Here is a 14,543-nt window from a genome sequence, read left to right on the forward strand (position 1 = left end):
GGCAGGACAGAGGGGGGCGCGACGGAACACGACCCATCGCGGCGTAACGCAGCGATAACAGTGTCATGACGTAATCCCCGGCAGCTTCACCGCGCTTGCCGCTTCCACCGCCGCGCCGCTGCGTACCATGGCGATGGCCTTCTCCATGTCCGGGTGGAAGTGCCGGTCGTTGTCGAGATGCGGCACCTCTGCCCTGACCAGCCGGCGCACCGCCTCCAGTGCCGCGCTCGAGGCCAGAGGCGCATGGAAATCGCAGCCCTGTGCGGCGGCCAGCAATTCGATGCCGATGACGGCCGTCGCATTCTCGACCATGCCGATGAGCCGGCGCGCCCCATGCGCCGCCATCGAGACATGGTCTTCCTGGTTGGCCGAGGTCGGGATCGAATCGACGCTGGCCGGATAGGCTTTTTGCTTGTTTTCAGAAACCAGTGCCGCGGCCGTGACCTGAGGGATCATGAAACCGGAATTCAAACCCGGCTTGGGCGTGAGAAAGGCCGGCATGCCCGACAGCGCCGGGTCGACCAGCATGGCGATGCGCCGCTCCGACAGCGAGCCGATTTCGCAGACGGCGAGCGCGATCATGTCGGCGGCGAAGGCCACCGGCTCGGCGTGGAAATTGCCACCCGAAAGTGCGGAGTCGTCCTCGGCAAAGATCAGCGGATTGTCGGTGACGCCGTTGGCCTCGGTGGCGAGCGTGTCCGCGGCCTTGCGGAGCACGTCGAGTGCTGCGCCCATCACCTGCGGCTGGCAGCGCAGGCAATACGGATCCTGCACGCGCTCGTCGCCGACGCGGTGCGATTCACGGATGGCGCTGCCGGCCATCAAATTGCGCAACGCCTCGGCCGTCTCGATCTGGCCGCGATGTTTCCGGAGCAGATGGATGCGTGGATCGAACGGAGCGTCGGAGCCTTTGGCGGCATCGGTCGACAGCGCGCCGGCGACCAGTGCCGACTGGTAGAGCACCTCCGCTTCGAACAAAGCGGCAAGCGCATACGCGGTCGAGAACTGGGTGCCGTTGAGCAGCGCCAGGCCTTCTTTGGCGCCCAGTATCACCGGCTCCAGGCCGTGCGAAACGAAGGCGACCTTGGCGGGAAAGCGGCCATGCGGGGTAAAGCACTCGCCGACGCCGATCATCACCGCGGTCATGTGCGACAGCGGCGCAAGGTCGCCGGAAGCGCCAACCGAGCCTTGCGCCGGCACCACGGGAATAACGTCGTTGGCCAGCATCGCCTCGAGCAGTTCGATGGTCCGCGGCCGCACGCCGGAGGCGCCCTGTGCCAGGCTGGCCAGCTTCAGCGCCATCATCAGCCGGCAAATTGCGACGGGTATCGGCTCGCCGACGCCGGCGGCATGCGACAGCACGATGTTTCGCTGCAGCGTTTCCAGGTCGGCGGCGGGGATGCGAACACTGGCCAGCTTGCCGAAGCCGGTGTTGATGCCATAGACCGGCTCGCCTTTGGCAACGATCCTGGCGACAGCCTCGGCGCTGGCCTTGATCTTCGGCCGGCAGGCATCGTCGAGTCTCAGTGCGGCGCCGCGATAGATGGCGCGCCATTCGGCCAGCGTGGCATTGCCTGGCCTTAGCTTGAGTTCGGTCATTGTCCCCTCCAGATGCGGGCATGCAGCGGGTTGAAGCCCATGCGGTAGACGAGTTCGGCTGGGCGTTCGACGTCCCAGATCGCCAGATCGGCGGATTTTCCGGCCTCCAGCGTACCGGTCTGTCCAAGCAGCCCGAGCGCGCGGGCAGCCTCGCGCGTGACGCCGGCAAGGCATTCATCGACGGTCAGGCCGAACAACGTCGCCGCCATGTTCATGGTCAGCAGCAGCGAGGTCAGCGGCGACGTGCCGGGATTGTTATCGGTGGCAACGGCCATCCTGACGCCATGCTGGCGAAAAAGGGCGATCGGCGGCTTCTTGGTCTCGCGGATGAAGTAGTAGGCGCCGGGCAAGATGGTCGCCACGGTTCCGGCCTTCGCCATCGCCGCCGCACCTGCCTCGTCGGTATATTCGAGGTGGTCGGCCGATAGCGCACGATAGCGCGCCGCAAGTTCGGCGCCGTGCAGATTGGACAGCTGGTCCGCATGGAGCTTGACCGGCAGGCCCGCCGCCTTCGCGGCATCGAACACGCGGGCGATCTGCTCCGGCCAAAATGCAATGCCTTCGCAAAAGCCGTCGACGGCATCGGCCAGGCCCTCGGCAGCGATGGCCGGCAAAATCTCGTTGGCGACAAGATCGATAAAGGCGTCCTTGTCACCTTTTGCTTCGGGCGGCAGCGCATGGGCGCCGAGGAAAGTGGTCCTGACCGTCACCGGCCGCTCACCGCCCAGCCGTCGCGCGGCGCGCAACGACTTCTTCTCGTTTTCGAGGTCGAGACCGTAGCCGGATTTGATCTCGACTGTGGTGACGCCTTCGGCGATCAGCGCATCGAGGCGCGGCAGCGACTGGGCGACCAGCTCGTCCTCGCTGGCGGCGCGCAACGCCTTGACCGAGGAAACGATGCCGCCGCCGGCCTTGGCAACCTCTTCATAGGTGGCGCCGGCCAGCCGCATCTCGAATTCATTGGCACGGTTGCCGGCGTGGACAAGATGAGTGTGGCAGTCGATCAGGCCAGGCGTGATCCAGCGACCGTCGCAGTCGATCGCCTCGGCGCTTTCGCGGAGCGCTGCCGGCATGTCGGCTTCCGGCCCGGCATAGACAATCCGGCCATTGCGCACGGCGATTGCACCGTGCTCGACGACGCCTGACCCGGTGCTGCTATCCACCATGGTCGCGAGGCGCGCATTGCGCCACAGGCGAACCTCCCCTGCCCGGCTTTTGCTCTCTGCAGCCATCATCTTTTCCGTTTCAATCGGTGACGATTATGTATATACATATCAAAAGGCACTGCAAGCACTATCATCGCATGGCAGACCGGGATTTGGAGAAAAACGTGACGGCAATCTTCGCGGAACAGGCACTTCTGCCCGACGGCTGGCACAGCAATGTGCGGATCGTCATCTCCGACGGCAGGATCGCCACGGTCGAGGCGAATACCTCGCTCCTGCCTGGCGACGAGCGCCATGCCATCCTTTTATCCGGCATGCCGAACCTGCACAGCCACGCCTTCCAGCGCGGCATGGCCGGGCTTGCCGAATTGCGCGGGCCTTCCGCCGATAGTTTCTGGAGCTGGCGCGAGGTGATGTACCGTTTCGCGCTGTCGATGACGCCGGACCAGGTCGAGGCGGTCGCGGCCCAGCTCTATGTCGAGATGCTGGAGGCCGGGCTCTCGCGCGTCGGCGAGTTTCACTATTTACACCACGACCGCGACGGCCGGCCCTATGCCAACATCGCCGAGATGGCGGAGCGCATCATTGCCGCAGCGTCCGAGACGGGCATCGGGCTGACGCTGTTGCCGGTGTTCTACGCGCATTCCTCTTTCGGCGGCGCTGCGCCAAATGAAGGCCAGCGGCGGTTCATCAACAATGTGAACCAGTTCTCGCGGCTTGTTGAGAAATGCCACGAATCCGTTCGCAGCTTGAATCAAGGCGTTGTCGGCGTCGCCCCGCACAGCCTGCGTGCCGTGACACCGGAGGAACTGGAAAACATCACGGTGATGGCGCCGGAGGGGCCCATCCACATCCACGTCGCCGAGCAGATGAAGGAGGTCGAGGATTGCCTTGCCTGGTCCGGGGCGCGGCCGGTCGAGTGGCTGCTTGCCAATGCCAAGGTCGACCGGCGCTGGTGTCTCATCCACGCCACCCACATGACCGACACAGAGACGGTGCAAATGGCGAAAAGCGGCGCCGTTGCCGGCCTTTGTCCGATCACCGAGGCCAATCTCGGCGACGGCACCTTTGCCGCGTCCTTGTTCATGCAGCATGGCGGCCGCTTTGGCATCGGCTCGGATTCAAACGTCCTGATCGGCCTGCCGGACGAGTTGCGGCAGCTCGAATATTCGCAGCGCCTCGCCCATCGCGCCCGCAACGTGCTGGCGGTGGCCGGTGGCTCGACCGGCCGTGCTTTGTTCGATGCAGCGCTCGATGGTGGCAGTGCCGCGCTGGGCGCCGGCCCCTCGCAGATCGCAGCAGGTGCCTCGGCCGATTTCGTCTCGCTCGACGGCAAGCATCCATCGCTGGCCGGCAAGACGGGCGATACAATCCTTGACGCCTGGATTTTTGCCAACGGCACCAAGATCGATTGCGTCTGGGTGCATGGCAGGAAACTGGTCAGCGGCGGCATGCATGCCAGGCGCGATGCTATCGCCGAGCGGTTCCGCAAGGTGATGACGGCGCTTTCCGCATGAGCATGATCGGGACAATAAGCGCGGATTCTGGAAGCGCGGACGGCGGCGAGGTTCTTTCGCTGCACCAGCGCATCCTGTCGGACATCAGCGAACGGATCCTGTCGGGTGCCTGGGCGCCCGGCCACCGCATTCCGTTCGAGCATGAACTGACGGCCGAATACAATTGTTCGCGCATGACGGTGAACAAGGCGCTGTCGCAACTGGCCAAGGCTGGGCTGATCGAGCGCCGGCGTCGTTCGGGCAGCTTTGTCCGCCGGCCGCAATCGCAGGCGGCCGTTCTCGAAATCCACGACATCCGGATCGAGGTCGAGGCACTTGGCCTGCCCTACCGCTATGAGCGCATGGCGCGAAGCGGAAGGCGCAGCAGCGCCGACGACCGAGCCCTGCTGGAACTCGACGTCGCCGGGCCGGTGCTGGCGCTGGAATGCCTGCATTTCGCCGGCAAGCGGCCGTTTGCCCACGAGCAGCGGCTGATCAATCTGGTTGCCGTGCCGGAGGCCGCCGAAGAGGCCTTTTTCGAGACCGCGCCCGGTCCGTGGCTGATCGGGCGCGTGCCGTGGAGTGCCGCCGAGCATCGCATTCGCGCGGTTGCCGCCGAAAAGCACATCGCGGCGGCGCTCGACATCGAGACCGGCGCGCCGTGCCTGGTGATCGAGCGGCGGACATGGAGCGCCGAGCACCCCGTCACCCATGTCCGCTTTACCTATGCGGCAGAGAACCACACGCTGGTGGCGCGGTTCACGCCGTCGCAGGGGTGAGCTCCTAACCCTCCCCCTTGAGGGGAGGGTCGCGGAGCAAATTGCCGCGCGGCGGCATTTTGTGACGCGGGGTGGGGTCGGAGCAACCTCGCCGACCCCACCCCGTCTCGCAGTCTCCGCTTCGCTTCGACTACTCGCCGACCCTCCCCTCGAGGGGGAGGGTTAGAGCCGCATTCTCAAATCGCCGCGGTAACAATGATCTCGACCAGATATTCCGGTCCGGCAAGTTTCGCTTCGCCGGTGGCGCGGGCCGGCGTGTTGCCCTGCGGCACCCATTTGTCCCATTCCGCGTTCATCTCGGCAAAGGTGCTCATGTCGGCCAGCCAGATGATCGCCTGCAGGATCTTGGTCTTGTCGGTGCCGGCCTTGGCCAGCAATTCGTCGATCGCCGCCAGAATGTCCCTGGTCTGGGCGCCGACGTTTCCACCCGGCTTGCCGACCTGACCGGCCAGATAGACGGTGTTGCCGTGGATGACGATCTGGCTCATGCGTGGGCCTACATCGATGCGACGAATGCTCATTGGATATTCCTTCTCCTCTTGTCAGCTGCGCCTGTTTAGGGGCCGGGTTCGCCGGGAGCAAGGCCGCTCGAGCGGAACTTCTTGAGCCAAGCCAAAGCACACAACATGACGGCCCGGCCGCAATTCCGCCCGATTGGCTTGTTGACTAATGTAATAACATCACATATCGAATCCGCCCCTGCAGCACCGATCGTCGCCCCATGGATCGTCACATGAGCCAAACCTGCCTGACCTTCCGCGACCTGACGCTGGGCTACAACAGCCACCCTGCGGTCCACCACCTCAATGGTACGATCCGCAAGGGATCGCTGACAGCGGTCGTCGGCGCCAACGGCTCCGGCAAGTCGACCCTGATGAAGGGCATCGTCGGCGTCCTGAAGCCTATGGCCGGTGCGGTGATCCGGGCGCCCGGTGTACGCGCCGCCTATCTGCCGCAGCAATCGGAGCTCGACCGTTCCTTTCCGGCCCGTGTCGTCGACCTGGTTTCACTTGGCCTATGGCCGCGGCGCGGCATGCTCGGCCGTTATACAAGGGAAGATCGCGACTCGGTCAGCGAGGCGCTGATGGCCGTCGGCCTCGGCGGTTTCGAGAAGCGCCCGATCGACACGTTGTCGGGCGGCCAGCTGCAGCGCACGCTGTTTGCCCGCGTGCTGTTGCAGGATGCCGAGCTCATCCTGCTCGACGAGCCGTTCAACGCCGTCGATGCCAAGACGGTCGGTGACCTGATCGCGCTGATCAAGCGCTGGCACGGCGAGGAGCGCACGATCATGGTTGTGGTCCACGATCTCGATCTGGTGCGGCAGAATTTCCCCGAAACACTGCTGCTGGCGCGCCAGCCGATCGCCTGGGGAGAGACTAAGGAGACGCTGCGGCCGGAGAATTTGTTGCGTGCGCGCCGTTTCCACGAAGCCTGGGAGGATAACGCGCCATGGTGTGAGCCCGGCGAGCATGATCACAGTGTGCACGATCACGGCAGCCACGAGCATAGCCATGACCATCATCACGGCTCCGGGCCGAGGGCGGCATGATGGAGGTGCTTTACGGTCTGTTCGTCGCTCCGTTCGCCGACTACGCCTTCATGCAGCGGGCGCTCGCCGGTTCGATGATGCTGTCGCTCGGCGCCTGCCCGGTCGGCGTGTTCCTGATGCTGCGGCGCATGAGCCTGTCCGGCGACGCCATGGCGCATGCCATCCTGCCGGGTGCTGCCGCCGGCTTCCTGTTCTATGGCCTGGAAATCCTGCCGATGACTATCGGCGGACTGATCGCCGGCATCATCGTGGCGCTCGGCGCCGGCGCCGTCTCGCGCTTCACCATCCAGCGCGAGGATGCCTCGATGGCGGCCTTCTATCTGATTTCGCTGGCCATCGGCGTGCTTATGGTGTCGATCCGCGGTTCCAGCGTCGATCTCATGCATGTGCTGTTCGGCACCGTATTGGCGCTCAACAACGAGGCGCTGACGCTGATCGGCGGCATCGTCGTGGTGACGCTGGCCAGCCTCGCCATCTTCTGGCGGGCGCTGGTCGCGGAATGCCTCGACCCTTTGTTCCTGCGCTCGGTCAGCCGGATGGGCAGCCCGGTGCATTTCATCTTTCTCGGCCTCGTCGTGCTCAATCTCGTGGGTGGTTTCCAGGCGCTCGGCACCTTGCTGTCGGTCGGGCTGATGATGCTGCCGGCGGCGGCGGCCGGCTTCTGGACGTCGCGCGTCGAGCCGATGTGCGTGTTGGCCACAGTGATCGGCTTTGCCTCCTGCATTGCCGGGCTGCTGTTGTCCTACCATGCGTCACTGCCCTCCGGCCCGGCCATCATCCTGTCCGCCGGCGTCGTCTATTTCGCCTCGATCCTGTTCGGCGCGCGCGGCATCCTGCGCGCCCGCATCGTCCATCACCGCCACAGAACTGCCTGATCCCAACAAGGAGAAACTGTCCATGCTGAAATCGATCCGCGCCACGTTGGCCGTGAGCGTTATAACATTAACCGCCCTTGGCGCTTCGTCGGCCTTTGCTGAGCCGTTGAAAGTGGTCGCCAGCTTCACGATCATCGCCGATTTCGCTAAGAATGTCGGCGGCGACCGCATCGATCTGACCACCATCGTCGGGCCGGACGGCGACGCCCACGTCTACGAACCGAGCCCCGCCGATGCGGTGGCCATGGCCAAGGCCGACATCGTGCTGGTCAACGGCCTGCATTTCGAAGGTTTTCTGCAGCGCCTGGTCGACGCCAGCGCCACCAAGGCTTCGATTGCCGTGCTGACAAAGGGGGTCACGCCGATCAATTTCAAACCCGAATTCGCCGAGGCCGACGCCGCCGAAGGCGCGGAAACCGATGGCGGCAAGACGGTTACCGATCCGCATGCCTTCCAGTCGATCGCGAATGCCAAGATCTATGTGAAGAACATCGCCGACGCCTTTTGCACGGCCGACGCTGCGGGTTGCGACAGCTACAAGGCCAATGCAGCCGCCTATACGCAAAAGCTCGATGCGCTCGAGGGCGAAGTGCAGGCGGCGATCCAGTCGATCCCGCAAGAGAAGCGCGTCGTCATCACCTCGCATGATGCCTTCGGCTATTTCGAGAAGGCCTATGGCTTGACCTTCCTGGCCCCGGAAGGCGTGTCGACCGAGTCGGAGCCTTCCGCCGCCGACGTGGCCAAGCTGGTCAGCCAGGTGAAGCAGGACAAGGCGGCGGCGATCTTCGTCGAGAACATCACCAATCCGCGGCTGATCGAGCAGATCGCCAGCGAGACCGGCATCAAGGTGGGCGGCACGCTCTATTCCGATGCGCTGTCGCAGTCCGACGGCCCGGCCGCGACCTATATCGACCTGATGCACAACAACATCGCCCAGATCAAAGGCGCGATCCTCGGCAGCTGAGCGATCGACCTCGTTCATCCAGCCGGGCTGGCGTATGGCGCATCCAAGCACACGCGGCGCCGTCCGGCTGGATTTCCGGCATCGAAATCTCTATCTGCGCGGATGGATTTCTTTTCGCGCGGATTGCCGACCGGGTCAGGGAGTGGCAAGACTGCCGCTAACCAGATTGCGAGGACACCGCCATGGAATACCGACAGATCAGCGAGGACTATTCGGTCTCGGGCCAGATCCAGCCCGAGGACGTCGCGACCATCAAGGCCGCCGGCTTCAAAAGCGTGATCTGCAACCGGCCGGACGATGAGCAGCTCGGCCAGCCATCGGCCGACACCGTCAAGGCGGCGGTCGAGGGCGCCGGGCTCGCCTTCCGCTACATCCCCGTCATCAGCGGCCAGATCACGGCAGAGAATGTCGAGGACCAGGCCGAGGCGCTTGAGGAACTTGAAGGCCCGGTCTTCGCTTACTGCCGTTCCGGCGCCCGCTGCACCAATCTTTATGGGCTGATCCAGCAGTCGAAGGGGTGACATTCGCCCTCAGATCGGTAGCGCGCCGGTTTCCTTTAGCGTCTCCAGCACGATCGCCGTCTTCACGTGCTGCACGGATTCGTGCGGCAGCAGCACGCTGTTGACGAATTCCGACAGCGACTTCAGGTTGGGCGTCACCACTTTCAATATATAGTCCATCTCGCCCGTCAGCGCGTGCGCTTCCTGCACCTGCGGCAGCCGCGCCACCAATTCGCCGAAACGCCGCGCATTGTCGCGGTTGTGAGTGGCAAGCGTCACCGAGATGACGTTGACAAGGGAAAAGCCGAGCTTGTCGCGGTCGAGCACCGCCCGGTAGCCCTTGATATAGCCGTCCTCCTCCAGCCGCTGGCGACGGCGCGAGCATTGCGACGCCGACAGGTTCACCCGTTCCGAGAGGTCGTTGTTGGTCAGGCGTGCATCGCCCTGCAGCAGAGCCATTATCTTGCGGTCAAACTGGTCGATGCGCGCCTCATCCATGGGTTTCTCTCCATACATGCACAATTCACGCATTACCTGATCATTTCAAGCGTTTGAATGCAAGCACCATGCACTGCGTCCTTGCTATCATTAGGTTGAGAAGGCCTTTCCAGGCCAAACAGTTTTGGAGGACACTGCCATGGGTCCCTTCCCGCACGACGCACCGCCCGCCAAGATCAGCAAGACCAATCCCGCCGGCACCGACGGCTTCGAATTCGTCGAATTCGCGCATGCCGAGCCAGAAAAGCTCGCCGAACTGTTCACCCGTATGGGCTATGTGCCGGTGGCCAAGCATCGCAGCAAGAACATCACCGTCTGGCGGCAGGGCGACATCAATTATGTCGTCAATGCCGAGCCCGGCTCGCATGCCATGAAATTCGTCGACAAGCACGGCCCTTGCGCCGCCTCGATGGCCTGGCGGGTGGTCGATGCAAGGCATGCCTTCGATCACGCGGTGGCCAAGGGCGCGACGCCCTATGAAGGCAACGACAAGACGCTCGACGTGCCGGCGATCGTCGGTATCGGCGGATCGCTGCTCTATTTCATCGAAACTTACGGCGAGAAGGGCTCGGCTTACGACGCCGAGTTCGACTGGCTGGGCGAGCGCGACCCCAGGCCGGAAGGCGTCGGCTTCTATTATCTCGACCACCTGACCCACAATGTCTATCGCGGCCAGATGGACAAATGGTGGGATTTCTATCGCGACCTGTTCGGCTTCAAGCAGATCCACTTCTTCGACATCGACGGCAAGATCACCGGGCTGGTCAGCCGCGCCATCACCTCGCCCTGCGGCAAGATCCGCATTCCGCTGAACGAGTCCAAGGACGAGACCAGCCAGATCGCCGAATATCTGAAGAAGTATAATGGCGAGGGCATCCAGCACATCGCCGTCGGCACCGACGACATCTACGGCGCCACCGACAGGCTGGCTGCCAACGGCCTGAAGTTCATGCCGGGCCCGCCGGAGACCTATTACGACATGTCCTCTGCCCGCGTGAACGGCCATGAAGAGCCGATTGAACGTATGAAAAAGCACGGCATCCTGATCGATGGCGAGGGCGTCGTCGACGGCGGCACGACCAAGATCCTGCTGCAGATCTTTTCGAAAACCGTGATCGGGCCGATCTTCTTCGAATTCATCCAGAGGAAGGGCGACGAAGGCTTTGGCGAGGGCAATTTCCGCGCTTTGTTCGAATCGATCGAGCAGGACCAGATCAAGCGCGGCGTGCTGAAGGTGCAGGCGGCGGAGTAGGCTAACCGGCCGGACTTGCGATTCGGTCAGTAGTAGCTCAGACTTTGGCCATGAACATTGCTATCGCAGAGGCCAAGGCAAGACTGTCGGAACTCGTCAGCCGCGCGGAAGCTGGCGAAGAGATTGTGATTACCCGTCGCGGCAAGGTTGCGGCTCGCCTCGTGCCGCTAGCCGTGCCCGAGTCCCTGCCTCGTGTCGGCGCCATGAAGGGCAAAATCAGGATTGCCGACGATTTTGACGAACTCGGTCCCGAATGGGACGGGTATGCCAAATGACGCTGTCACAGGCAAACGTCTATTTGGCGAGGCCGGCGGCTTTGCGCAGAATCTCGTTGATGCGGCTCTGCCAGCCGGGGCCGCCGGCACGAAAGTGGGCGACTACGTCACTGTCGAGACGGAGTGTTACCTGCTTCTTCGGATTATCGAGAGCCGGCCGGCCGCGCGAACGGCGAATGCTTTCGGCAAGCTCAGGGAATGCTTCGGCGAAAGGACGAGCGTTTCGAAAATCCTCCTCTGTCCATTCCGGATTCTCCGAAACGGCTTCCCAGTCCTCTTTGCTGTAGCCGCGACCAGCTTCGAACTCGGTGCGCACCTTACGCTTTGCCATTGAACAATCTCCTTTCCGCGGGACTTGCCGGGCGCATCGAAATTTTCGAGATGGCGTCCCAAACGATCTTCATCAGAATTTATGTACCTACAATAATTAAGTCAATAATTTTCGTAACTACAACTAATTGCGACCTTCGAGCACCAACCTCTCGACCTCGGCTTTCCTGAGTTTCAGATCATAATCGAGGAAAAACTCGTCGAGTTGCGGCGGTTTCACCGAGGTGCCCGACAGCATCGCGTGCACTTGGCCGCGATGATGGATGTCGTGGATGAAGAGATGGGCGAGCAGGTCGCCGATCCGTTCCGGTATCATGCCGTCCTCGCGCCGATCGGTGACGACGCGGCGCTCGAGATCGTCCGCCGACAGGCGGTCGCAAAAGGCGATCAGCCGCCGGTCGGCCTCCGTCCGCTTGCCAAAGAGCGCGTCCGCTTCGTCGAAGAGCAAGAACTCATCGTAGGCCGCGGCGCCGACGCCGCCCTCTTCGAGAAAATCGAGATAGAGGTGATCGACCGCCAGGATGTGGTTCAGCGTTGCCTTGATCGACGGAAAGAAGCTCGTCCGTTCGGCTTCGAATTCGCCGGGCTCAAGCTGCAGCACGGCGCGGTAGAGCCGGTCGTTCGACCAGAGATTGTTGGCTGCCATGCGCCGAAAATGGTTCAGCAGGTCCATGTTACACACCAGCCCAGGCAATCAAATTCACAGCGATACCGATAGCACCTATGGCTAGCAGACGAGCGATCATACCGCGGCGCAGCGCTTGCGTTTCAACATCGCTCGCAACATCCCGATTCATAACGACGTTAGCAAACTTCGGCCGATGCGCCACGCTACTGAAGTTACGAAGTCCTTCAGATCGATCCTCGACCTGACGGCAGACCCGGATGGCCGAAATCAAAAGCCAGGCAGCAGCGATGCCAGAAATTCCCACAATCCAAAGGTAAGTAGCGGTGTAAGGCATCTTGGGGTCCACCAGCGTTAGGAACGATTGAGCTAGATCACGCCGGTGACCGGACCAAAGACAAGCCTGCCCACATTAGCAGGAATCCAGCCAAAACAATCAGCAGCAGCCCGATCATGCGCCGCCGCATGGCTTGCGTTTCCTGGTCCAGCGCGACATTCGTGTTGGTGACGGTGTGAAACATCATCGCCTTGCGCGGAAAGCCGCTGCGGTTGGTCAGGCCGGGCGAGCGCGCCTCGATGCGATAGCTCAGGCGGATCGCCAGGATGAAGATCGCCAGCATGACAAGGGCCCAGACACCGCACAGCAGATAGAATGTCTCGCCCGTCATTCTCTTGCCCCCTCGTACTTCTCGACCTTCTGCTCGATGGCGCCGAAGATCGAATGCCCGCCCCGGTCCTTCATCTCGATACGCACGGTGTCGCCAAAGCGCAGGAACGGCGTTTTCGGTTCGCCGGTTTCGATGGTCTCGATCATACGCAGCTCGGCGACGCAGGAATAGCCGGCGCCGCCCACCGAGACAGGCTTGCCCGGCCCGCCGTCGAGCTTGTTGGAGACGGTGCCCGAACCGATAATAGCGCCGGCGGCCAGCGGCCGCGTTTTTGCGGCGTGAACAATCAGCGCCGGAAAGTCGAAGGTCATGTCGATGCCGGCGTTCGCCCGGCCGAACGGTTTGCCGTTGAGATCGACCAGCAGCGGCAGGCTGACCTTGCCGCCGTCCCAGGCATCGCCCAGCTCTTCCGGCGTTACCGCTACCGGCGAAAAGGCCGATGACGGCTTCGACTGGTAGAAGCCGAACCCCTTGGCAAGCTCAGGTCCGGTCAGGCCGCGCAGCGTCACATCGTTGACCAGCATGACCAAGCGGATCGCTGCCCGCGCCTCTTCGAGGCTTGCGCCCATCGGCACATCGTCAACTATGACCGCGACCTCTCCTTCCATGTCGATGCCAAGGGTCTCGTCGGTCATGCGGATTGGCTCCCGCGGTGCGAGGAAAGCGTCCGAGCCGCCTTGGTAGATCAGCGGATCGGTCCAGAAGCTTGCCGGCATCTCGGCGCCGCGCGCCTTCCGCACCAGCTCGACATGGTTCACATAGGCCGAGCCATCGGCCCATTGGTAGGCGCGCGGCAGCGGCGAATGGGCGTCATGCTCGTGAAAGCGGGCAAACGGCACCGCATTATTCTCCAGCGATTCAGCCATGGCAGCGAGATGCGGCGCGATCCGAAGCCAGTCGTCAAGCGCGGCCTGCAGCGTCCGCACCAGAAACGAAGCATCGGTAAACCGCGTCAGGTCGCGCGAGACGACGACAAGCTTTCCGTCGCGCGTCCCATCCTTCAATGTGGCAAGCTTCATGCGGTTTCCTCTCTGGCGCAGCTTTGGTGCTGCTTTGATTTTTTGTTCTACGCATGATCTCTTCCGAAAACCGGTTTCCACTTTTCGGGATCATGCTCCAGCCCCACAACAAGGCCGTCGCGTGCGATCGTCAAGTCGCCGGCCCATGTTTTCCTGACGGCGGCAATCCAGTCGGCCTCGTCGATCTCGGGATCGTCGGCGGGAATGAGATGGTTGAGCACCAGTCTTTTGACGCCTGCGTCGCTGGCGATGCGGCCCGCTTCCTCGGCAAAGCTATGGCTGGCAAGCAGGTGTTCCCTCAGCCTTGCGCCGTTGCCGGTCTTCGCGACCAGCCGCTCGATACCCCCTTCCAGCATGGCCTCGTGGACCAGGACGTCGGCGCCTTGGGCGAAATCCGCCAATGGCGGAAAGAACGCCGTATCCGACGAGAAGACGATGCTTTGCCTCGCATAGTCGAAGCGCAGCGCAAAGCAATCCGTCACCGGCGGGTGGTCGACACGCAGCGCCGATATTTTGAGACCGCGCTCTTGCGCCACCTGGCCTTCATCAAATTCGACGATCGAAACCAGGTCGCGGAGATCCGGCCTGCCTTCATCGGCGATGCGGATCTCGATGTCGAACTCCATCGCCTGGCAAAAGCGCTGCCAATAATGGCCGGTGCCGGGCGGGCCGAATACGGTGACCTTTGTTGCCAGGCCGGCCGTCCATGCAGTGTGGATCAACGGTCCGAGTTCCAGCACATGGTCGGAATGCAAATGCGTGATGAAGATCAGGTCGAGCGCCTTCAGGCTGATGCCGGCACCGGTCAGCCCGCGCGTTACGCCCAGCCCGCAATCGACGACGATGGTGCGGCCGCCAATCTCCAGCAGTGAGGAACTCGGCCACGGCCCGCCCGGCCGCAGCGCGGGACCACCCTTCGAGCCAAGAAGCACCAGACGATCCGTCACG

The 14,543-nt window shown here is 62.9% G+C and carries 18 protein-coding genes; 8 read left to right on the forward strand and 10 right to left on the reverse strand.

Annotated features, from left to right (window positions below; genetic code table 11):
* Positions 1–63 precede the first annotated feature (63 nt).
* Together hutH and hutI are read right to left on the reverse strand one after the other, a co-directional pair.
* Complete coding sequence (gene hutH / locus NKJ13_RS29840) at positions 64–1,599, reverse strand: histidine ammonia-lyase (protein ID WP_352738222.1); 1,536 nt, start codon at positions 1,597–1,599, stop codon at positions 64–66.
* Entirely contained in the window at positions 1,596–2,831 is a 1,236-nt protein-coding gene (gene hutI, locus NKJ13_RS29845) for an imidazolonepropionase (protein ID WP_352738316.1), read from the reverse strand. Before hutI ends, hutH begins: the two co-directional genes overlap by 4 nt.
* A 98-nt stretch (positions 2,832–2,929) precedes the next feature.
* On the opposite strand from hutI, the gene NKJ13_RS29850 reads away from it, so the two are divergent.
* Positions 2,930–4,282, forward strand: a complete 1,353-nt coding sequence (locus tag NKJ13_RS29850; protein WP_352779260.1) for a formimidoylglutamate deiminase — start codon at positions 2,930–2,932, stop codon at positions 4,280–4,282.
* Positions 4,279–5,040, forward strand: a complete 762-nt coding sequence (gene hutC / locus NKJ13_RS29855) for a histidine utilization transcriptional repressor HutC (protein ID WP_352738219.1) — start codon at positions 4,279–4,281, stop codon at positions 5,038–5,040. Before NKJ13_RS29850 ends, hutC begins: the two co-directional genes overlap by 4 nt.
* 176 nt (positions 5,041–5,216) lie before the next feature.
* Here hutC and NKJ13_RS29860 read toward each other — a convergent pair whose 3' ends face one another.
* The gene (locus NKJ13_RS29860) at positions 5,217–5,561 is read right to left on the reverse strand and encodes a RidA family protein (protein WP_023674415.1); all 345 of its coding nucleotides are present in this window, start codon (positions 5,559–5,561) and stop codon (positions 5,217–5,219) included.
* A 212-nt stretch (positions 5,562–5,773) separates the two neighbouring features.
* On the opposite strand from NKJ13_RS29860, the gene aztA reads away from it, so the two are divergent.
* From aztA to NKJ13_RS29880, 4 genes are all read left to right on the forward strand, one after another.
* Positions 5,774–6,589 (forward strand): zinc ABC transporter ATP-binding protein AztA, encoded by an 816-nt coding sequence (gene aztA / locus NKJ13_RS29865; RefSeq protein WP_352739217.1) that lies wholly within the window; start codon positions 5,774–5,776, stop codon positions 6,587–6,589.
* On the forward strand, positions 6,589–7,464 hold the full coding sequence (gene aztB, locus NKJ13_RS29870) for a zinc ABC transporter permease AztB (RefSeq protein ID WP_352739229.1): 876 nt from the start codon (positions 6,589–6,591) through the stop codon (positions 7,462–7,464). The genes aztA and aztB overlap by 1 nt, the downstream gene beginning before the upstream one ends.
* Before the next feature lie 22 nt (positions 7,465–7,486).
* Entirely contained in the window at positions 7,487–8,428 is a 942-nt protein-coding gene (aztC, locus tag NKJ13_RS29875; protein ID WP_352739215.1) for a zinc ABC transporter substrate-binding protein AztC, read from the forward strand.
* Between the two features lie 182 nt (positions 8,429–8,610).
* Positions 8,611–8,949: a protein tyrosine phosphatase family protein gene (locus NKJ13_RS29880; RefSeq protein ID WP_352703229.1), complete on the forward strand. Its 339-nt coding sequence runs from the start codon at positions 8,611–8,613 to the stop codon at positions 8,947–8,949.
* Positions 8,950–8,958: 9 nt separating this feature from the next.
* On the opposite strand, the gene NKJ13_RS29885 is transcribed toward NKJ13_RS29880, so the two are convergent.
* Complete coding sequence (locus NKJ13_RS29885; RefSeq protein ID WP_352703232.1) at positions 8,959–9,426, reverse strand: Lrp/AsnC family transcriptional regulator; 468 nt, start codon at positions 9,424–9,426, stop codon at positions 8,959–8,961.
* Between the two features lie 139 nt (positions 9,427–9,565).
* Between NKJ13_RS29885 and hppD the strand changes: the two genes are divergently transcribed.
* Positions 9,566–10,678, forward strand: coding sequence for a 4-hydroxyphenylpyruvate dioxygenase (gene hppD, locus NKJ13_RS29890; RefSeq protein ID WP_352703234.1), 1,113 nt, complete (start codon positions 9,566–9,568; stop codon positions 10,676–10,678).
* 50 nt (positions 10,679–10,728) lie between these two features.
* Positions 10,729–10,953 (forward strand): type II toxin-antitoxin system Phd/YefM family antitoxin, encoded by a 225-nt coding sequence (locus NKJ13_RS29895; protein ID WP_352636607.1) that lies wholly within the window; start codon positions 10,729–10,731, stop codon positions 10,951–10,953.
* Between the two features lie 19 nt (positions 10,954–10,972).
* Here NKJ13_RS29895 and NKJ13_RS29900 read toward each other — a convergent pair whose 3' ends face one another.
* The 6 genes from NKJ13_RS29900 to NKJ13_RS29925 form a co-directional block, all read right to left on the reverse strand.
* Positions 10,973–11,284 carry a BrnA antitoxin family protein gene (locus tag NKJ13_RS29900; RefSeq protein WP_352703236.1) on the reverse strand — a complete coding sequence of 104 codons (312 nt, stop codon included), beginning with the start codon at positions 11,282–11,284 and terminating at the stop codon, positions 10,973–10,975.
* Between the two features lie 123 nt (positions 11,285–11,407).
* The gene (locus NKJ13_RS29905; protein WP_352703239.1) at positions 11,408–11,956 is read right to left on the reverse strand and encodes a DinB family protein; all 549 of its coding nucleotides are present in this window, start codon (positions 11,954–11,956) and stop codon (positions 11,408–11,410) included.
* A 1-nt stretch (position 11,957) separates the two neighbouring features.
* Positions 11,958–12,245: a hypothetical protein gene (locus NKJ13_RS29910; RefSeq protein ID WP_352703241.1), complete on the reverse strand. Its 288-nt coding sequence runs from the start codon at positions 12,243–12,245 to the stop codon at positions 11,958–11,960.
* Positions 12,246–12,282: 37 nt separating this feature from the next.
* A complete protein-coding gene (locus tag NKJ13_RS29915) occupies positions 12,283–12,528 on the reverse strand; it encodes a hypothetical protein (RefSeq protein ID WP_352703243.1) in 246 nt (81 codons plus the stop codon).
* 44 nt (positions 12,529–12,572) lie between these two features.
* Complete coding sequence (locus NKJ13_RS29920; protein ID WP_352703245.1) at positions 12,573–13,595, reverse strand: fumarylacetoacetate hydrolase family protein; 1,023 nt, start codon at positions 13,593–13,595, stop codon at positions 12,573–12,575.
* A 47-nt stretch (positions 13,596–13,642) separates the two neighbouring features.
* Positions 13,643–14,542 (reverse strand): MBL fold metallo-hydrolase, encoded by a 900-nt coding sequence (locus tag NKJ13_RS29925; protein WP_352703248.1) that lies wholly within the window; start codon positions 14,540–14,542, stop codon positions 13,643–13,645.
* Position 14,543 lies beyond the last annotated feature (1 nt).

The organism is Mesorhizobium sp. M0174, from assembly GCF_040322275.1.
GTDB lineage: Bacteria > Pseudomonadota > Alphaproteobacteria > Rhizobiales > Rhizobiaceae > Mesorhizobium.